The sequence below is a fragment of the Rhizobium sp. NLR22b genome (assembly GCF_019685295.1).
Lineage (GTDB): Bacteria > Pseudomonadota > Alphaproteobacteria > Rhizobiales > Rhizobiaceae > Rhizobium.
Window position 1 is genome coordinate 35,839 of record NZ_JABDWM010000024.1, and the last position, 18,004, is coordinate 53,842.

The following is an 18,004-nucleotide window of genomic DNA, read 5'->3' on the forward strand; positions in this document are numbered from 1 at the left end:
GGAAATTCGGCTCTTTCTCCGGCTCCGGCATGCAACAGCACTCCTGCGTGCAAACTGACCATTGTCTCAATTGGCGGCGGCCGCGTCCGAGGCCATCACGATAGGCATAACTCTTAAAAAAATGGTCAATGGTGTCGAGTTATCCGGCGCGTAGGAGATGGTGAAGAAAAACCCCTACGATCTTCAAGTCCTGACAAGCCCCTGTTTGCCGCCGGCGCAGCGGGCACGGCATTTTGTCTTCAACGCGCCGGTCGCTACAAATTGGTCCGATCATGACAATGCACACTCTTCGACTGCCACCATCGCGACAAACGGCGGTAGGGGAACGTTGGTCGCTTCAGTTCCTCACCGGCATATTGGCAATTGCGGCGCGCAACGCTGCCGCCACAGGTGTGCCAGCGACGGCGAGGTCGCGTACCGTGCTCATGTGGTTCCCGTCTGCGGCGAGCGATGCCCACACATCAAGCCCTTGGGCGGCAAGAATCTTTCTGAACGCATTTGCCTGAATTTTAAACGGATCAGTTTCCTGTTCGCCGGCCATGATAGCGACGCGCGTTGCAGGATCGTGCTCGTGACGCATGGGCGTAAACCGTCTCACCTCCTCGTCGCTCAAGGCGATCTCGTCACGCAGGAAGGAGGTCTGCAGGGGCTCGAGGTCGTAGAGCCCGCCGAGCAGGAAAGCGGCAACGACGCGCGAAGGCGAAGGAGACCGGTGGAAGAGAAAGGTTGCCAGATGTGCACCGGCGGAGTGACCGCTGACGGAGAATCGGTGCGGTGTGGCGCCAAAACGATCGGCATGGGCCAGCAGGAAAGCCTTGGCTTTCAGGACCTGACCAACCAGAACGTCCATTCTCGCGCCGGGCATCAACGAATAATCGACGATGGCTGCGACCGCGCCGGCGCCTGTGATCGTCTCAGCGACGCAGGAATAATCCTCCTTGGAAAACATTCGCCAATAGCCACCATGGATGAACATGTGTATCGGCATGTCAGGGTCGGCATCATTCGGCACGAAGATATCGAGCGTCTCGCCTGGCCCAGCCCCGTAAGCGATGTTGGCCTCCATGGTCACGGTGCGCCGCGTTGCAAGGCTGCGGGCACGGAGATCGGCGACGATCTCGTCGAAATCTGAGACATGATCACGAATGCGGAACGGATCGGCGGTCACGCGCTCCTCCTCAGAAGCTGGTGGCAATGTACTTGGCTTCCATGAACTCTGCGATACCGTGATGCTGCCCTCCTTCACGTCCGAGGCCGCTCTGCTTCACACCGCCAAAGGGGGCAGCGGGATCGGAGACCAGTCCACGATTGAGAGCGATCATGCCCGCCTCGACCTTCGAAGCGACGCGCATGCCACGGCTGATGTCGCGGGTATAGATGTAGGCGGCGAGGCCGTACTCGGTATCATTGGCCGCAGCTATGACCTCTGCCTCGCTGTCGAAACGATAGAGCGGCGCGACGGGACCGAAAATCTCTTCACACCCCATGTCTGAGGCCGGCGAGACGTCGACGAGCACCGTCGGCGGATAGAAGAAGCCCGGCCCTGCCAATGTTCGTCCGCCGCAGAGCGCGCGCGCCCCCTTTGAAATGGCGTCCGTAACCAGACGGTCGATCTTCTCCACTGCCTTGCGTGTGATCATCGGACCGCATTCGGTATCCGGATCTACACCTGGGCCGATCTCGAGGGCGGCCATGCGCCGGGTAAATTTTTCCGCGAAGGCATCGTGGATAGCGGACTGGACATAGATCCGGTTCGCAGCGGTGCACGCCTCACCGGCATTGCGCATTTTCGCAACCATCAGACCCTCGATCGCAGCATCAACGTCGGCGTCGTCGAAAACGATGAATGGCGCGTTGCCGCCGAGCTCCATGGAGCAGGAGATGACATTTTTTGCTGCTTCCGCCAGCAGCGTGCGCCCGACACCCGTCGAGCCTGTAAAGGAAAGCTTTCGCACACGGGGGTCAGCCAGCATAGCGGCGATGACGGGGCTCGGCGTCGATGTTGTCATCACGTTCACCACGCCCGGCGGCACGCCAGCCTCCTCGTAGAGAGCAGCAAGCGCATAGGCCGTCAACGGCGTCTCGCTCGCCGGCTTGAGGATGACGGTGCAGCCTGCGGCAAGGGCTGGCGCAATCTTGCGGGTCGCCATCGCGGCCGGGAAATTCCAGGGTGTAATGAGTACGCAGATGCCGATAGCCTGGTAATCGACGACGATCCGGTTTCCGCCGGCCGGGGCGATGCCGAATTCACCTGAGATCCGCACCGCCTCCTCAGCGTTCCATCGGAAGAATTCCGCCGCATAGGCCACCTCGCCGCGCGCATCGCGCAAAGCCTTTCCGTTCTCGAGCGAAATGAGTCTCGCGAGCGTTTCGGAGCGCTCCACCATAAGTTCGAAGCAGCGGCGCAGGATCTCGGAACGCTTTCTCGGCGGAGTCTCGCGCCAGCTTTCCGCGGCGCTCGCCGCAGCCTCCACGGCCGCTGCCGCATCCGCAAGCGTCGCATCCGGCACGGCGGCAATGACCACCTCGGTCGACGGATCGATCACCTGGATCCGACCTTCGCCTGCCGCAGGCCGCCAGGCGCCGCCTATATAGAGACCACGGGAAAACGAGCTGAGCCCGAAGGTATCATCGTCGGGGTGGAGAGAAAGCTGGTTGACGTTCATGATGATTTCCGAGGTCAGAGGGCGGAAGCGGCCAGGTCGCCGTCATAGGCGGCCCGAACCAGGCCGCGCATGGCGGCCGAATCGAGGGGGCGTGGGTTATTCTTGATCAGCCGGCCGATTCCGAGGGCCTCCCCGGCCGCCCAGTCGATCCGGTCTTCGGGAAGGCCGAGTCCGGCGAGCGTCGGCGCAATGCCGATCGCCGCAAAGAGGCGGCTCACCTCGGCGATTGCGGCATCGGCAACTGTCTCGTCCTTCTCTATTCCATTGGGATCGAGGCCGAGCGCTTTACCGACCGCGGCAATTTCCGCGACGGCGACGCGGCGATTAAATGCCATCACATAGGGAAGCATGGTCGCTACCCCGAGTCCATGCGGCGTATGCGTCAGGGCGCCGACCGGATATTGCACCGCGTGGGCTGCGGCAGTGCCCGCGGTTCCGAAGGCGCAGCCGGCTGCAAGCGCGCCCATCATCACATCGGCGCGCGCATCGACGTCCGAACCGTCGGCAAAGGCCTTTTCCAGGCTCCGGCTGAGGAGCCGGATGGCATGCAGAGCGAACTGGTCGGTGAGATCGCTTTTGCCGACGAAGACATGCTGCTGCGCAAGCTCCGCATCGCCGGGGCGGCGCATCGCCGTGAACGCCTCGATGGCATGCGTCAGCGCATCGGCACCGGCAATCGCCGTCAGCCCAGGCGGGCAGGACAAGGTGAGTTCGGGATCACAGATCGCCGCTGCGGCGATGAGATATGGGCTGGAAATTCCAACCTTCAGGATACGGTCGGAATCGGAAACAACCGCAACCGGCGTTACCTCGGAGCCGGTGCCGGCCGTGGTCGGCACAGCAATGACCGGCAGGACCGGTGCAGGCACCTTGAACTCACCATAATAATCGGTGAGCGCGCCGCCATGAGCGAGCAGGAGCGAGGCGCATTTCGCCATATCGAGGCAACTGCCACCGCCAATCCCGATCACCATATCTGGTTCGAAGCCGCGCGCGGCTTCAACGCAGATAGCTACGGTATCGCGCGGCACGTCCGGCAGCGTCTGGTCATGCACTACGACGCCAATGCCGGCCGCTTTGACGGCAGCGATCATTTCCGCGAAGACGGGCGTTGCGGCAAAACGCGCGTCCGTGCAGACGAGAGCGCGCCGTCCGGTCTTGCTGGCGACGCTCGGTAGTGCATGACGCTGGCCGACACCAAACAGGATTTCCCGCGGCAGCCTCAAGGCGGCAAACAGGCTCATGATCTTTGTCCCTCGAAGGCCAGGATACGGGAGGGGGAAAGCGCGTTTAGGTCGTCCCAAAGGCGCTGGTCGATCTCAAAACCATTGCGGCTGGCGGCCGCACGCCGCTGACGCGCACGATCCCCGGGGACGCGAACCGGTTCGCCGGCCATCTCGGATGGTGAGGCGCGCACCGCAGCGAGATAGGCCGACAGCCGCGTCGGAAGACCCGGCGCCAGACTGGGCTCGATCAGAATGAAGACGTCGCCCTTGTTGCATGGCGACTGGCTGTCGAGCGTGCCGTGCACCTCGGGTGCGAGCGCGGAGCCTGCAAGAGCCGCCACCAGCAGCTCGAGGGCAATGCCGAGGCCATAGCCTTTTGCATCGCCGAAGGGTGCAATCGCGCCGGCCTTGGCACGCTTCGGATCTGTCGTCGGCCTGCCGGCCGCATCGCGCGCCCATCCCTCGGGAATGGGTCTGCCGGTCGCCGCGTGATGATGGATCCTGCCCATCGGCACGATGCTGGTGGCAAGGTCAAGCACAAGTGGGTCTTCGGCGGTCGGAACGCCAATGGCGATGGGGTTGGTGCCAAGCATTGCCCGTGTACCGCCGAATGGATGGACCAGCGCCTCACTGGACGATAGCGCGATGCAGACCAAACCCATCGCAGCAACGGCCTCAACATAATGCGCGAGCATGCCGAGATGGTTCGCATTGCGCACGGCGACCAGGCCGATGCCAAGATCAGGAATATGAGGCGCCAACCGCTCGATCGCGGCCATGGCGACGATGGGGCCAAGTCCCGCCGATCCCTCGACCTCCAGCACTGCATCCGCCCGCCAGCGCTGCGTTCCCTTCGTCTGTGGGTCGATGACACCGCGCTTGATCCTTTCGACGAGGCGCGAGAGCCGGCACAGGCCATGCGAGGGGTGCCCCTTCATCTCGGCCGTCACCAGGACGCGAGCCTGCAGCGCCGCATGGTCACGCGGTGCGCCATGCTCTTCGAGCAGGCGGGTGGCAAGCGCAAGGGCTGCCGCTTCGGAAACGCGCATGATTTGTCCCCTATATTAAATCGTATAGGATATAGGATTGTCTTACACGCAGCATCGTGCTAGCGATTGAACCTGTCAAGAGGCAAGGCATCAGATGATTTCGACGAGACTTAGAGAACCCTCAACGGGAACGGCCCAGATCCAGCGCGCCAACGGCTTAGCTGTCGACGTCTACGAGGCAATCTTCAACCAGCTCATGTCGCTGAAGATCGCCCCCGGAGAGCGCATTACGGTCGACAACCTGGTCAGGGAGTTCAACGTCTCCCACACTCCGATCCGCGAAGCTCTCGGTCGGCTTGAGGGCGAAGGCCTCGTCGTCAAGCAGCATCTCGTCGGCTACCGCGCTGCGCCCCAGATTACGCGCCACCGCTTCGATGAACTCTATGAACTTCGTCTGCTGCTGGAACCTGCCGGCGCTGCGAAGGCGGCTCAGGCGATGAACGACGAAAAACTGGCCATCCTCACGGACGCCGCAGGCGTGATGACACGTCGCGACGATAGGGACGAGCGGGCGAACTATTCGGCCTTCGCCCGCAAGGACGCTATTTTCCACGACCGCATCATGGAGTTTGCCGGTAACGAGTTGATCCGAGAAATGCTGGCATTCCAGCACACGCATTTCCACATTTTCCGCCTGATGTTTCATCGCCGCGTCACGGAGGAGGCACTCGGCGAGCATCAGACGCTACTCGACGCCTTCGCGGCGCGCGACCCCCGCGCTGCTGAGAACGCAATGCGCATCCACATTGAACGTTCGCGAGACCGGCTGTTGCCGGCGTTCGACGACATCTGATTCAACCCCGCAGGCAAGAGCGTGCCTGTGACAACGAGGAGGAGAACCCATGGCAGGCAAGAAAATCCTGATGCTCACTGGCGATTTCACCGAGGAGTACGAAATCTTCGTCTTCCAGCAGGCGATGGAGGCGGTCGGGCACACGGTGCACGTGGTGTGCCCGGACAAGAGGGCGGGCGATATTCTCAGGACGTCGCTGCACGATTTCGAGGGAGATCAGACCTACACCGAGAAACTCGGGCACAATGTCACCATCAACAAGACGTTTTCCGAAGCGGAAGACCAGCTCGATCAGTATCATGCCGTTTACTGCGCCGGCGGGCGCGGGCCCGAATATATCCGCACCGACAAACGGGTGCAGGCAATGGTGCGTCACTTCCACGAGCAGCGGAAGCCGATTTTCACCATCTGCCACGGGGTCCAGATCCTGATCGCAGTCGACGGTGTCGTTCGCGGCAAGAAGGTGGGTGCGCTCGGGGCCTGCGAACCTGAGGTCACGCTGGCGGGCGGAACCTACATCGACCTCTCGCCCACTGAAGCCTATGTCGATGGGACGATGGTCTCGGCCAAGGGTTGGACGGCGCTCGCCGCCTTCATGCGCGAATGCCTGAAGGTGCTGGGAACGGAGATCCGCCACACCTGAGACCACGGCGCCCGGACAAAATGCCCGGTAGTGAAGTCTGCCGGGCATCTGATTGTGCCGGCCTCCAGTCACACTCCGCCGCGGTTCCAGCCACGGCCACGTTCGCCGAACATTTCATAGCCCCCGTCGGTGATCGCGAGCGTATCCTCCAGCTTGATGAAACCGCGCTTCGGATGAAGCATCGTCGTCTCGACCGAGATCACACTGCCGGCTTCCAGCGGCTTGTCGGCATCGATGCCCTCATAGGCGACGGGGTGGTTCGTCATGAGGAACGGCGCTTCGTGCGTGATGAGGCCCATGCCATGGCAGAAGAAGTCGGTGAAGCCCGCCGATGGCGAGGCCTTGAGCTCGGCTTCCGCCGCCGCGATCATTTCACTGCCCACAACCCCTGCCCTGACCTTGGCGAAGGCCGCCTGCTGTATGCTTTCGACTTCAGCCAGAAGATCCTCCAGCTCCGCATCCGGCTCGCCGAGCACACCCATGCGGCAGAGGTCGCCGATGTATCCGTGATAGTTGCCGCCGGAATCAATCGACAGGACCTCGCCCTCAGCCCAGGCCTGCGGCGAGCCCGCGCGATTGTGGCTGGCGCCGAGCGTGAGCAGGCAATATTCGAAGTGCAGTCCCCGGTTGGTTTCCTCCCTGCGCAGCTGCTCGATGATCTCCAGTTTCGTCGAGCCGGCGCGGGCGGCGGCGATTGTCGCCAGCATCGAGTCGGTAATCAGTTCGGAGGCGCGTTTGAGCTTTGCCAGTTCATCTGGCGTCTTAACCGCCCTCAGCCGCTCCAACACATGTGTGGCATCGACAAACCGCGCACTATCCAGCCGAGAGGCAAGAAGATCACGGGCGTCGGAAGGCAGAAAGGCAGGCTCGACACCGATGCGTCCGCCGGCCTTGCCGATTTTCTTCAGGTGCTCGACAGCGAGCCCGGCCGCATCCTGGGTGCCCCAGCTCGCCGTATGCACTGCGGACGTCCAGAATGGATTGTTCTGATGCTCTGCGCCCTCCATGCGGTTCCCCACATAGGCGGAGTGATCGGGCGCACCTTTCTCATAGATCACCATCGGCAGGTACCGGCTATGCCCGATCGCATCCATGGCTGCGAAGAAGATGAACTTGTATCCGCCCAGCAGATATTGCGTGTTGTGTTTGGAAGTGGCGATCAGGACGTCGATACCGGCCTCCTCCATGAGGCGGTCGAGCTTGGCCGTATCGAACGGCGCCACGGCGGCCTGCCCTGTCTGCCCTGCATTGTCGTTCATTGTCTTTCCTCCCACAAAATGGATGCCCGCCTCAGATGTCCTGCGGCAGCAGGCGGAAGTCCGGCAAATCGCGAAGCGCAAGCTCCGGCCCCGCCGGTGAGTAGACGACGAACAGGAGCATCGGCCCGCCACCGGTGTTCTTCGTCGAATGAAAGCGACTTTCGGGAATATAGATCGTGCAGCCGCTGGCGACCTTGCGCGTCACCGGATTTGCGTTCTCGTCCTCGACCATCTGCTCGCCCTCGCCGGATATTACGAAGATGATTTCCTCTGCACCCGGATGATTGTGACGTGAGTGGCCCTCGCCGCTTGGCAGTTCGACTACCCCGCCGGAAAAACGACTGGCGCCATTGACTTCGGGCGCCACGGTCAGCGACAGCTTGCCCCAGTCGAAACCGAAGGCGCTTACATCCTGCGGATAGACAAAGTAGTTGTCCTTTACCATGAAACGGCCTCCTCCATGACCTTCCTCAGACGACCGCGCCGACAGCGAGCGCCTTGAAATCTTCCGTCTGCTTGCGGATTGCCGCCTCGGCCGGCAGTCGCTCCATCGAGCTTGCGCCGTAAAAACCATGGCAGCCAGCACAACGCTCGAGAACGTAACGCGCATCCTCCGGCATGGAGATGGGACCACCGTGACAGAGCACGATGACGTCGTCGCGCACCGACCGCGCCGCCTTGGCGATCGCGGTGATCTCGTCGATGCAGTCATCGAGCGACTTGCCGGATGTGGCGCCGATCGTGCCGCCGGTCGTCACCCCCATATGCGCCACGACAATATCGGCGCCGGCGCCGGTCATGGCGATAGCCTCGCTCTCGTTGAAAACATAGGGCGTGGTCAGCAGATCGAGCCCATGGGCGGTGGCTATCATCTCGACCTCCAGATTGTAGCTCATACCCGTCTCCTCGAAACTCTGCCGCATCCTGCCGTCGAAGAGGCCAATCGTGGGGAAGTTCTGCACACCTGAAAAGCCCATCGCCTTCAGCTCGGCAAGGAAGCGCGGCATCAGCACGAAGGGGTCCGTGCCATTGACGCCGGCGAGCACCGGCGTCTTTTTCACGACCGGCAACACTTCGAGCGCCATCTCCTTCACGATCTCGTTGGCGTTGCCGTAGGCCAGCAGTCCTGCCGCCGAGCCGCGCCCCGCCATGCGGTAGCGCCCGGAATTGTAGATAATGATGAGGTCGATGCCGCCTGCCTCCTCGGCCTTGGCGGAGATGCCGGTGCCGGCACCACCGCCGACGATCGGCACGCCGGCTGCGATCATGCCGTGAAATTTTTCGAGGATGGTCTTGCGGGGTATGGCTGGCATCGATTTTGTCTCTCACGGTTTGGCAATGTCACGAAAGGCGGCGACGGCGGCTTCTGCGAAATCCGGATCGTTGATATGGAGCGGCAATCGAACAATACGTCGCGACGCCGTCGGCTTCACCGTCGCCTCGAGCGCGGCAAAAAGCGCGGCGTCGGCTTCTGGGTCGAAGAACGCACCGCCTTCAATGTCGAGGGCCGAGACACCCTTCTCGGGAATGAGGAAGCGCACGGGGCCGTGGCAAAGATTGAGCTTGTCGCCGATCCAGCGGCCGATCTCAGCGCATTCTGCCGAGGTCGTGCGCATCAAGGTGACGTTTGGATTGTGGCGGTAGAACAGCCGGCCGGCATAGCGTTCGGGGACGGTATCCGGCGCCCAGAAGTTCACCATATCAAGCGCGCCGACCGAGCCGACATAGGGCAGACCCGTGTGGGCAATCGCGTCGAAACGGTCGGAGGTGGCCGGCAAAACACCCCCGAAAAGCAGGTCGCAGACCTCGGTGGTCGTGATGTCGAGCACGCCTGAGATCAGGCCGCTGTCGGCAAGCTTCTCCATCGCGCGCCCGCCCGTTCCGGTCGCGTGGAATACCAGGCAGTCATAGTCCGGCCGGAGGCGCTCGACCATGGCGGATACGGCAGGTGTGGTCACGCCGAACATGGTGAGCCCGAGCGCCGGCTTCGATGCCGTCACCTCAGCCGGCCGGCTGGACATCGCCGTAATCGCCTGGGCAGCGTTGTGAAGGATGACCCGGCTAAGCCGGTTCAGGCCAGCCATGTCCGTGACCGAAGGCATCATCACGATGTCGGAAACATCGACATAGGGAGCAACATTGCCGGAGACGAGCGTCGATACCATGATCTTTGGCAGGCCGAGCCGCAATTGGCGCATGCCCGCAGTAATAATCGAGGTGCCCCCGCCTCCGCCGATACCGATGATGCCGGCGATGTCCTGGCGCGCCACCAGGAAGCGCGCGAAGGCAATGCCCATCGCTTCGACCGCCCTTCCGCGGTCTTCGCAGGAAAGGACGGCTCCAGCACCCTCGGGATGGCAAGCGGCAACCGTGTCAGCCGCCACGTCGACGGTGGTCCGAGGCTCACGGATGCCGACGTCGACGCGGGTAACCGCCCCGCCCGACGCCTCGATGCAAGCGGCGAGATAATCAAGCTCCTCGCCCTTCGTGTCAGCCGTGCCAACCACGTAGATCTGCTTCATTTCCCCTCCGCAACCGGGCGGGTTTCCTCCCAGCATATCCCACGTTCGGAGCAAGCGATGGCCCTTGCAAATTTGTGAGACGCGCGTATCATAAAGATATGGATGTCTCACGTCAACAGAATGAAACAGCCAGGACCGAGCGAGGCCCGCGTGCCCGCACGCGAAAACTGATGCTCGAAACAGCAACGCGGCTCATGCAGTCCGGCATTACGCCCTCGGTCAGCGAAGTGGCCGAGGCTGCTGAAGTCTCGCGGGCGACCGCCTACCGTTACTTTCCGAGCCAGGCCGCGCTCGTGCATGCCGTGGTGGATGAGGCTCTGGGACCAATACTCGGCTGGTCGTCCGACAGTCCGGATGCACGCACCCGCGTTGCCGACCTTTTGGCGACCGCGATGCCGCGGATCGACGAGTTCGAGGCCACCTTCAAGGCGGCGCTGAAACTTTCGCTGGACCAGTGGGCGCAGCGCCAGGCGGGCACGCTCGGCAACGAACCGCTATTCAAGCGCGGCCACCGTGTCGACCTGCTGAAGTGCGTGACGGCGCCCCTGCAGGGCAGCGTGCCAGCGGAGTCCCGGGAGCGCCTTGCGCAGGCGCTTTCGCTTGTCTTCGGCGTCGAGGTGCTGATCGTGTTGAAGGATATCTGGGGCCTGACCTCCGAAGGCGCGCAATCTGTTGCCGAGTGGGCCGCCAAGGCGCTCGTCGACAGCGCACTACGGCAGGCGGAGGGTAGTGCATGACATCGCAGCCCGCCAACTGGTTCGACCAGATGAAGTAACATGTCCTACATCATGGCCGGGATTTGCGACAAGGAATTTGAGGCCGCCCGACAAGACTGCTTAGGTAAGCCGCGGCTACGGGAATATATCCAGAAGTCTGGAAGAAGAACCGAAGATGAAAGCTCTCCGTGGGTCGCTCTTGACGGTAATGGAGTTTGGTACTACCAGATCATTGGAATAATATTCAGGCTTGAGATCTGAAACGCGCTGGGGTCGGGGAGGACTCAAGCACGAAATCAACCCAGAAGGATCAAGAAGCCGGATCGGGAGGCCCGCGACGACGCGGGAAGGTGCATAAATGGGAGGAAACGTTATGCGCAAAACTATGACCGGTCTCGTTGCCGGTGTCGGATTGATGTGGGCCTGCGGAACGTCCGCACAGGCCCAGGAACTGACGATTTTCTGGGCCGAGTGGGACCCGGCAAATTACCTTCAGGAACTTGCAAACGAATACGAGGCTGAAACGGGCGTCAAGGTCACTGTCGAGACCACCCCATGGGCCGACTTTCAGACCAAGGCCTTCACCGAATTCAATGCAAAGGGCTCAGCCTATGACCTGGTCGTCGGCGACAGCCAGTGGATCGGGGCGGCGTCGGAAGCAGGACATTACGTCGATCTGACCGATTTTTTCACCAAGCACAATCTGACTCAGGTGATGGCTCCGGCAACGGTGAAATACTACTCCGAGTATCCGGCAAACTCGAAGAAGTACTGGTCAATTCCTGCAGAGGGTGACGCCGTCGGCTGGTCCTACCGCAAGGACTGGTTCGAAGACCCCAAGGAGATGGAGGCATTCAAGGCGAAATACGGCTACGATCTCGCCCCGCCAAAGACCTGGGCCCAGATGCGCGACATCGCCGAGTTCTTCCACCGTCCAGACCAGAAGCGCTACGGCATCGCCATCTACACCGACAATTCTTACGACGGGCTCGTCATGGGGGTCGAAAACGCGATCTTCTCGTTTGGAGGCGAACTCGGCGATTACCAGAACTACAAGGTCGACGGCATCATCAACTCGGAGAAGAACGTCAAAGCGCTCGAACTTTATCGCGAGCTCTACGGCTTTACGCCTCCAGGCTGGGCCAAGTCCTTCTTCGTCGAGAACAACCAGGCGATCACCGAAAACTTGGCCGCGATGAGCATGAATTATTTCGCCTTCTTCCCGGCTCTAGTGAATGAGGCCTCGAACCCGAATGCCAAGGTTACCGGATTCTTTGCCAATCCGGCAGGCCCGAATGGCGAGCAGTTCGCAGCACTCGGCGGACAAGGCATATCGGTCATCTCCTACTCAAAGAACCAGGAAGAGGCGATGAAATTCCTCGAATGGTTCATCAAGGACGAGACCCAGAAGCGCTGGGCTGAACTCGGTGGCTACACGGCAAGCGCCAAGGTGCTCGAATCCCCGGAATTTCAGAACGCGACGCCCTATAACAAGGCCTTCTACGAGACCATGTTCAAGGTCAAGGACTTCTGGGCAACGCCTGAATACGCCGAGCTGCTGATCCAGGCGAACCAACGCATTTACCCCTTCGTCACGGCCGGCCAAGGCACGGCGAAGGAAGCGCTCGACGCTCTGGCAGCGGACTGGAATGCGACGTTCAAGAAATACGGACGCAACAAATAGCAGACGCGATCAGCGGAGGGGCCTGGCCGCCCCTCCAGTTTCATTCTGCATCTCGCGCCCAGGGGCGCGGTTCGAGAGGGCGCGGCGCCCGGCATTCACTTCGCGCATCGTGATGCCTTCCGGCATCAGGCGCCGAACTCTCGGAGGAGGAGAGGATTGGCCACCGCAGTCATGATATCGCTGGACACGAAATCGCGTGCCGCATCCCGCGGCATGAGCGACATTCACATTCGCAATCTGTTCATCATCCCGACGATCCTGTTTCTGATCGTCTTCAACATCTTTCCGCTGATCTATTCGCTCGGCTATTCCTTCACCGACTTTCGCGCCTCGTCGAACGCACCAGCCAACTTCGTCGGCCTGCAGAACTACCGCGAACTGCTGAACGACCCGTTCATCTGGTCGAATTTCGCCATCACCGCAAAATATGTGATCGTCTCTGTTACGGGACAGGTGATCGTCGGCTTCGGCACGGCCATGTTGCTCAACCGCGATATTCCGCTGAAGGGTCTCCTGACGACACTGCTGCTACTGCCGATGATGCTATCGATGGCAGTGGTCGGTCTGTTCTGGAAGCTGCTCTACGATCCCTCGTTTGGCATCATAAACTACACGCTCGGTCTCGGCTCCTTCGAGTGGCTGTCGAATCCGGATGTGGCGCTTTATGCGGTTGCCATCACTGACATCTGGATGTGGTCGCCCTTCGTGATGCTGCTGTCGCTCGCCGGCCTTTCGGCCGTGCCAAAGCATCTCTACGAGGCAGCGGCGATCGACCGGGCAGGACCGTTCTATACCTTCTTCCGCATCACGCTGCCGCTTGTGGCGCCGATCCTGATGATCGCAATCATCTTCCGTACGATGGAAGCCTTCAAGACCTTCGACCTCGCCTACATCCTGACCAGCCAGCCGACGACTGAGGTGATCTCCATCCGGCTCTATAAAATGGCCTTCCAGGAGTGGCAGACCGGGCGCTCCTGCGCACTCGCCTACATCGTTCTCATCATGATCCTCGCCATCACCAATATCTACGTCAAGTACCTCAACAAAGTGAAGGAACGCTGAGATGGCCGCCGTTCAAACCCGCTCCGAACGCGCGCTGAACCGGGTGGCAATCGCCGCCGTACTTGTCATTACGCTGATCTTCCTGGCGCCGATCTACTGGATCACCTCGACGGCCTTCAAGCCCCGCAACCTCGCCACCACCATACCACCGACAGTGCTCTTCGAGCCGGAGCTCTCGCCTTTCGTGAAGCTCTTCACCAAGCGCTCGCAGCTGCGTGGCGTGCCGACCCCCGAAGAATATGCCGCCGCCCCCTGGTGGGAGCGGATGGTGTTCGACGGTGGTGAGAAAATCGTCCGTTCCGGCCGCGGCGAGGTGCAGCCATCCGGCTATCCGAACCGCTTCATGAACTCGCTGATCGTCGCGATCACGTCCACGGTGCTGGCAGTCGGCATGGGAACCTTCACCGCCTATGGCTTCTCGCGCTTCAGAGTGAAAGGGGAGGCCGACCTTCTCTTCTTCATCCTGTCGACGCGCATGCTGCCGCCCGTCGTCGTGGCGATCCCGATGTTCCTGATGTACCGCGCCGTCGGCCTCAACGACACGCATTGGGGGCTGATCATCCTCTACACCGCCTTCAATCTTTCCTTCTCCGTCTGGCTGATGAAGGGTTTCATCGACGAGATCCCAAAGGAATACGAGGAGGCCGCGCTCGTCGATGGCTACACGCGGATGGAGGCGTTTTTCAAGATCGTCATCCCCGAAGCGGCCACCGGCATCGCTGCGACCGCCGTCTTCTGCTTCATAACGGCCTGGAACGAATATGCGTTTGCGCTGATCATGACGAACCGGCGCGCGCAAACCGCTCCACCCTTCATTCCGAGCCAGGTCGGCTCCGGCCTGCCGGATTGGACGGTCATTGCGGCCGGTACGTTCCTGTTCCTGCTACCGGTCGCGATCTTCACGTTCCTGCTCAGGAACCATCTCCTGCGCGGCATGAGCTTCGGAGCGATCCGCAAATGACCTTGCGCGCCTTCAACCAGAAATATCTCGAACCCGGTTCGCAGTATCTGATGATCTTGGGCATTATCGCGCTCTGCCAGCCTTGGAACCTGTTCCTGCACCGCTACGGCATGACGATGACGCTGGTCGGACTGATCGCCTTCATGGTGGCGACCAAAATCCCCCGGGACGCGCAATCAGACGAAGGCAGCCAGTCATGACGCAGATCGAGCTTCGCGCCATTCAGAAATATTTCGGTGCCGTCCAGGTCATCAAAGACCTTAATCTCGCCATTGCCGATAACGAGTTCATCGTGCTGCTCGGACAATCGGGCTGCGGGAAGACGACGACATTGCGCGCCGTCGCCGGCCTGGAGACGATCGACGAAGGCGACATCCTAATCGACGGCAAGCCGGTGCAACATATCAAGGCATCCGGCCGGGACATCGCGATGGTGTTTCAATCCTTTTCGCTCTATCCGCACATGACGGTCTACGAAAACATCGCCTTCCCGCTCCGCGCCACCCGGATGAGCCGCGCCGATGTCGATAAGGCGGTCCGGGAAATCGCCGCGGTTCTGCGCATCACCGAGTTGCTGGCCCGCAAGCCTTCGGCACTGTCAGGAGGAGACATGCAACGTGTCGCAATCGGCCGCGCTCTGGTGCGACGGCCGAAGGCCATGCTGATGGACGAGCCGATCGGTGCGCTGGACGCGAAGCTGAGAGAGGAGATGCGGGCGGAAATCAAGCGTCTGCACATCAAGCAAGGTTCAACCACGATCTACGTGACGCATGACCAGGTGGAGGCCATGTCGCTCGCCGACCGCATCGTCATCATGCACGAGGGCATCCTCCAGCAGATCGGCACGCCGGAAGAGGTTTACGGTCAACCCGCCAACATGTTTGTCGCGCAGTTTGTCGGAAGCCCGGTGATGAACATGGCGCCGGCAACCGTCAGCGAAACGGGCGACCATACGCGCGTGCAGGTTGGCGACGGCGTAACGGGCTTTGAGTTCCCCGCCGCACTGGCCAACCGTCTCTCTGACGCGAAGGCCGCGAACGGCCAGCTAACACTCGGGGTTCGGCCCGAGGGCGTGATCGTTTCACGGGAAGCACGTGAGGGCTTCGTGCCGGTCGAGGCGCATATTATCGAGCCGCTCGGCTCACACGATATCGTTGACCTGAAGGTCGGCCAGCAAATGATCAGGGCGCGAACCAAAAGCGGTTTCGTACCCGGTCCAGGCGAAGCCGTCTGGGCACGCATCGACCCCGCCCAGGCTCATTTCTTCAATACGGCAACCGGTTCATCGCTCGGGATCAGACTCTGATGGCGCATATCGAACTTAAGGGCATTACCAAGACTTTCGGCAGCCACACGGCACTGAAAAACCTGAACATCGACATCGCTGACGGCGAGTTCTTCGTGCTGCTCGGGCAGACCGGCGCCGGCAAGACAACGACGCTTCGCCTGATCGCCGGGCTCGAAAAGCCCACCGCAGGCCAGATCTACATCGACGGGCACGACGTCGCCGACTGGGGCGCCGCCGAGCGGGACGTGGCCCTGGTGCTCCAGCAGTACTCGCTTTACCCGCGCTACACGGTCCGAGAGAACCTGGAATTTCCATTAAAATCCCGCATCCGCCGCATTGAGCCAGAGGAAATCAAGGAACGCGTCGCTCGGGTTGCGAAGACCCTGCGCATCGAGCATCTGCTCGACCGCAAGACGGACCGGCTGTCGGGAGGCGAGATGCAGCGCGTATCTATCGGCCGTGCCATCGTGCGCAAGCCGCGCGTGTTCCTGATGGACGAGCCGCTTTCGGCGCTCGACGCGAAGCTTCGCGAAGCACTCCGCACGGAGTTGAAGAACCTGCAGATGAACCTCGGCGCGACCTTCCTCTTCGTCACTCATGACCAGATCGAGGCCATGTCGATGGGCGACAAGATCGGCGTCCTGAACAACGGTCAACTGGTGCAGACCGGGACACCGCAGGAGATCTACCGGAATCCGGTCAACACCTTCGTCGCGCGCGCCGTTGGTTCACCGCCGATGAACCTGATCAACGGCACGCTCGCCGGCAGCGAGGCGGTGGCCAGCGAGGGCTATCGGCTGCCGTTGGGCAGCGACCACGCAATTGCGACGGACGGCCGCCCGCTCACCTTCGGCATTCGCCCGGAGGACATCTTCCTCGACAGTGGCGCGCCGGGGGAAGCACGGGTGCACGACGTGGAAAACCATGGCGTCGAAAAGATCGTGACACTGCGCACCGGCGAGAAGTTTATCCACGCGACCGTGCCGACGCAAACGGCGCTGCGGATCGAGGATACGGTTCGCTTTTCGTGGAATCCGGAGAAGGTCGTCCTGTTTGACGCCGGAAGCGGGGTCAGCCTGCGGCACGCAGGCTGACCTGATCCACCCAATACAAATGGTCTCGGTGGCGCGGCAGGCAACCAACGTTCCCGGTCGGACGGCCTATGCCGGAAAGCGCCGGCGGTAGTGTTCTACCACTTCGGGATTGCGCAAATTGACGGGCAAGTCGCCTCTGATGACGCGCAGCGCTTCGCTGGCCGCACCTGTCCCCATGCGCATCATGCTCTCTTCCGTCAGACCAGCCAGATGCGGAGTGACGATGACGTTGGCGAAGCCGAAATAGGGATGGTCGAGCGGCAATGGCTGCGTTGCAAAGACATCAAGCGCTGCTCCGCGAATTCGGCCATCGCCTAGCGCCTGGATCAGCGCCGCATCATCGATGACGGGACCGCGTGACACGTTGATCAGGATTGCTCCTGGCTTCAGCCGACCGATGCGCCCGGCATTGAGCAAGCCAGTCGTCTCCGGCGTCAACGGGCAGCAGAGCACGACGATGTCGGCCCGCTCAACAAGCTCATCGATCGCCAGGAAGCGCGCGCCCGCAGGCACGCTTTCCGGCGACCGGCTCGTTGCGACCACCTCCAGGCCAAAGCCGAACTTCGCGATCTTGAAGATCGCCTTGCCGACATTGCCCATACCGACGATGCCCATAGTGCGGCCGCCGAGGTCGACGGCCGCATCCGACTCGGCGCGGCCCGCCGCCCAGCCGTCCTGACGCAGTTCCCGGTCCATTTGGCGGAAGCGTCTCAGCAGGGCCAATGTCACCAAGAATACGTGCTCGGCGACAGTCGACGCATTGACAGCGGGGACGTTTGCGACAAGCACGCCGGCGCGGGTCGCCGCCTCCATTGGAACCATGTCGAGGCCCGCACCATGGCGGATCGCCGCGCGAAGCGCTGGCGCATCCTCGAAGAAGGCCGGCGGGATCGGCGCGCGCACGACGACAATACCCGCGCCGCGTCCTTCTCGCAGCAAGGTTTCCGGATCGGGCGCGGAAGCTACGCGCAGATCACCCGCCCCCTCAAGCACGGCCTTGGCCGCGGGGTGCAGGGGATGTGTGGAAAAGATGAAGCTCAT

General features: G+C 61.6%; 17 protein-coding genes and 1 pseudogene. 9 read left to right on the forward strand and 9 right to left on the reverse strand.

Annotation, left to right across the window (positions count from 1 at the left end; all coding sequences use genetic code 11):
* Positions 1-254: 254 nt before the first annotated feature.
* The 4 genes and pseudogenes from HJC00_RS28570 to HJC00_RS28585 form a co-directional block, all read right to left on the reverse strand.
* Positions 255-1,168: pseudogene (locus HJC00_RS28570) on the reverse strand (alpha/beta hydrolase).
* Between the two features lie 10 nt (positions 1,169-1,178).
* Positions 1,179-2,666, reverse strand: a complete 1,488-nt coding sequence (locus tag HJC00_RS28575; protein ID WP_210631757.1) for an NAD-dependent succinate-semialdehyde dehydrogenase — start codon at positions 2,664-2,666, stop codon at positions 1,179-1,181.
* A gap of 14 nt (positions 2,667-2,680) precedes the next feature.
* Positions 2,681-3,910: an iron-containing alcohol dehydrogenase gene (locus tag HJC00_RS28580; protein WP_210631756.1), complete on the reverse strand. Its 1,230-nt coding sequence runs from the start codon at positions 3,908-3,910 to the stop codon at positions 2,681-2,683.
* Positions 3,907-4,941: an Ldh family oxidoreductase gene (locus HJC00_RS28585; protein WP_210631755.1), complete on the reverse strand. Its 1,035-nt coding sequence runs from the start codon at positions 4,939-4,941 to the stop codon at positions 3,907-3,909. The genes HJC00_RS28580 and HJC00_RS28585 overlap by 4 nt, the downstream gene beginning before the upstream one ends.
* A 94-nt stretch (positions 4,942-5,035) precedes the next feature.
* Between HJC00_RS28585 and HJC00_RS28590 the strand changes: the two genes are divergently transcribed.
* Positions 5,036-5,734: a GntR family transcriptional regulator gene (locus tag HJC00_RS28590; protein WP_221165006.1), complete on the forward strand. Its 699-nt coding sequence runs from the start codon at positions 5,036-5,038 to the stop codon at positions 5,732-5,734.
* A gap of 49 nt (positions 5,735-5,783) precedes the next feature.
* Positions 5,784-6,377: a DJ-1/PfpI family protein gene (locus tag HJC00_RS28595; protein ID WP_221147348.1), complete on the forward strand. Its 594-nt coding sequence runs from the start codon at positions 5,784-5,786 to the stop codon at positions 6,375-6,377.
* Between the two features lie 68 nt (positions 6,378-6,445).
* Here the strand turns inward: HJC00_RS28595 and HJC00_RS28600 are convergent, their stop codons facing one another.
* The 4 genes from HJC00_RS28600 to HJC00_RS28615 are packed head-to-tail and all read right to left on the reverse strand — an operon-like array spanning position 6,446 to position 10,158.
* Positions 6,446-7,636 (reverse strand): Xaa-Pro peptidase family protein, encoded by a 1,191-nt coding sequence (locus tag HJC00_RS28600; protein WP_221165007.1) that lies wholly within the window; start codon positions 7,634-7,636, stop codon positions 6,446-6,448.
* Positions 7,637-7,667: 31 nt separating this feature from the next.
* On the reverse strand, positions 7,668-8,081 hold the full coding sequence (locus HJC00_RS28605) for a cupin domain-containing protein (RefSeq protein ID WP_210631751.1): 414 nt from the start codon (positions 8,079-8,081) through the stop codon (positions 7,668-7,670).
* A gap of 25 nt (positions 8,082-8,106) precedes the next feature.
* Entirely contained in the window at positions 8,107-8,949 is an 843-nt protein-coding gene (locus tag HJC00_RS28610) for a phosphoenolpyruvate hydrolase family protein (protein ID WP_210631750.1), read from the reverse strand.
* A 12-nt stretch (positions 8,950-8,961) separates the two neighbouring features.
* Entirely contained in the window at positions 8,962-10,158 is a 1,197-nt protein-coding gene (locus tag HJC00_RS28615) for a Tm-1-like ATP-binding domain-containing protein (RefSeq protein ID WP_221147347.1), read from the reverse strand.
* 98 nt (positions 10,159-10,256) lie between these two features.
* On the opposite strand from HJC00_RS28615, the gene HJC00_RS28620 reads away from it, so the two are divergent.
* From HJC00_RS28620 to HJC00_RS28650, 7 genes are all read left to right on the forward strand, one after another.
* Positions 10,257-10,895 carry a TetR/AcrR family transcriptional regulator gene (locus tag HJC00_RS28620; protein ID WP_210631748.1) on the forward strand — a complete coding sequence of 213 codons (639 nt, stop codon included), beginning with the start codon at positions 10,257-10,259 and terminating at the stop codon, positions 10,893-10,895.
* Positions 10,896-11,247: 352 nt separating this feature from the next.
* Positions 11,248-12,558 (forward strand): ABC transporter substrate-binding protein, encoded by a 1,311-nt coding sequence (locus tag HJC00_RS28625; RefSeq protein WP_210631747.1) that lies wholly within the window; start codon positions 11,248-11,250, stop codon positions 12,556-12,558.
* 171 nt (positions 12,559-12,729) lie between these two features.
* A complete protein-coding gene (locus tag HJC00_RS28630; protein WP_405047677.1) occupies positions 12,730-13,620 on the forward strand; it encodes a carbohydrate ABC transporter permease in 891 nt (296 codons plus the stop codon).
* Between the two features lies 1 nt (position 13,621).
* Positions 13,622-14,581 (forward strand): carbohydrate ABC transporter permease, encoded by a 960-nt coding sequence (locus HJC00_RS28635; RefSeq protein WP_003572879.1) that lies wholly within the window; start codon positions 13,622-13,624, stop codon positions 14,579-14,581.
* Positions 14,578-14,781, forward strand: a complete 204-nt coding sequence (locus HJC00_RS28640) for a hypothetical protein (protein ID WP_210631745.1) — start codon at positions 14,578-14,580, stop codon at positions 14,779-14,781. The genes HJC00_RS28635 and HJC00_RS28640 overlap by 4 nt, the downstream gene beginning before the upstream one ends.
* On the forward strand, positions 14,778-15,887 hold the full coding sequence (locus HJC00_RS28645; protein ID WP_210631744.1) for an ABC transporter ATP-binding protein: 1,110 nt from the start codon (positions 14,778-14,780) through the stop codon (positions 15,885-15,887). Before HJC00_RS28640 ends, HJC00_RS28645 begins: the two co-directional genes overlap by 4 nt.
* Positions 15,887-16,963, forward strand: coding sequence for an ABC transporter ATP-binding protein (locus tag HJC00_RS28650; protein ID WP_210631743.1), 1,077 nt, complete (start codon positions 15,887-15,889; stop codon positions 16,961-16,963). The genes HJC00_RS28645 and HJC00_RS28650 overlap by 1 nt, the downstream gene beginning before the upstream one ends.
* A gap of 66 nt (positions 16,964-17,029) precedes the next feature.
* Here the strand turns inward: HJC00_RS28650 and HJC00_RS28655 are convergent, their stop codons facing one another.
* Positions 17,030-18,004 carry an NAD(P)-dependent oxidoreductase gene (locus HJC00_RS28655; RefSeq protein ID WP_221155939.1) on the reverse strand — a complete coding sequence of 325 codons (975 nt, stop codon included), beginning with the start codon at positions 18,002-18,004 and terminating at the stop codon, positions 17,030-17,032.

Coding starts and splice junctions, on each gene's coding strand:
- HJC00_RS28655 (WP_221155939.1), bottom strand. CDS start 18,004: ATGAGCTTCATCTTTTCCACACATCCCCTGCACCCCGCGGCCAAGGCC.
- HJC00_RS28635 (WP_003572879.1), top strand. CDS start 13,622: ATGGCCGCCGTTCAAACCCGCTCCGAACGCGCGCTGAACCGGGTGGCA.
- HJC00_RS28585 (WP_210631755.1), bottom strand. CDS start 4,941: ATGCGCGTTTCCGAAGCGGCAGCCCTTGCGCTTGCCACCCGCCTGCTC.
- HJC00_RS28640 (WP_210631745.1), top strand. CDS start 14,578: ATGACCTTGCGCGCCTTCAACCAGAAATATCTCGAACCCGGTTCGCAG.
- HJC00_RS28650 (WP_210631743.1), top strand. CDS start 15,887: ATGGCGCATATCGAACTTAAGGGCATTACCAAGACTTTCGGCAGCCAC.
- HJC00_RS28625 (WP_210631747.1), top strand. CDS start 11,248: ATGCGCAAAACTATGACCGGTCTCGTTGCCGGTGTCGGATTGATGTGG.
- HJC00_RS28590 (WP_221165006.1), top strand. CDS start 5,036: ATGATTTCGACGAGACTTAGAGAACCCTCAACGGGAACGGCCCAGATC.
- HJC00_RS28645 (WP_210631744.1), top strand. CDS start 14,778: ATGACGCAGATCGAGCTTCGCGCCATTCAGAAATATTTCGGTGCCGTC.
- HJC00_RS28605 (WP_210631751.1), bottom strand. CDS start 8,081: ATGGTAAAGGACAACTACTTTGTCTATCCGCAGGATGTAAGCGCCTTC.
- HJC00_RS28600 (WP_221165007.1), bottom strand. CDS start 7,636: ATGAACGACAATGCAGGGCAGACAGGGCAGGCCGCCGTGGCGCCGTTC.
- HJC00_RS28575 (WP_210631757.1), bottom strand. CDS start 2,666: ATGAACGTCAACCAGCTTTCTCTCCACCCCGACGATGATACCTTCGGG.
- HJC00_RS28580 (WP_210631756.1), bottom strand. CDS start 3,910: ATGAGCCTGTTTGCCGCCTTGAGGCTGCCGCGGGAAATCCTGTTTGGT.
- HJC00_RS28620 (WP_210631748.1), top strand. CDS start 10,257: ATGGATGTCTCACGTCAACAGAATGAAACAGCCAGGACCGAGCGAGGC.
- HJC00_RS28610 (WP_210631750.1), bottom strand. CDS start 8,949: ATGCCAGCCATACCCCGCAAGACCATCCTCGAAAAATTTCACGGCATG.
- HJC00_RS28595 (WP_221147348.1), top strand. CDS start 5,784: ATGGCAGGCAAGAAAATCCTGATGCTCACTGGCGATTTCACCGAGGAG.
- HJC00_RS28630 (WP_405047677.1), top strand. CDS start 12,730: ATGATATCGCTGGACACGAAATCGCGTGCCGCATCCCGCGGCATGAGC.
- HJC00_RS28615 (WP_221147347.1), bottom strand. CDS start 10,158: ATGAAGCAGATCTACGTGGTTGGCACGGCTGACACGAAGGGCGAGGAG.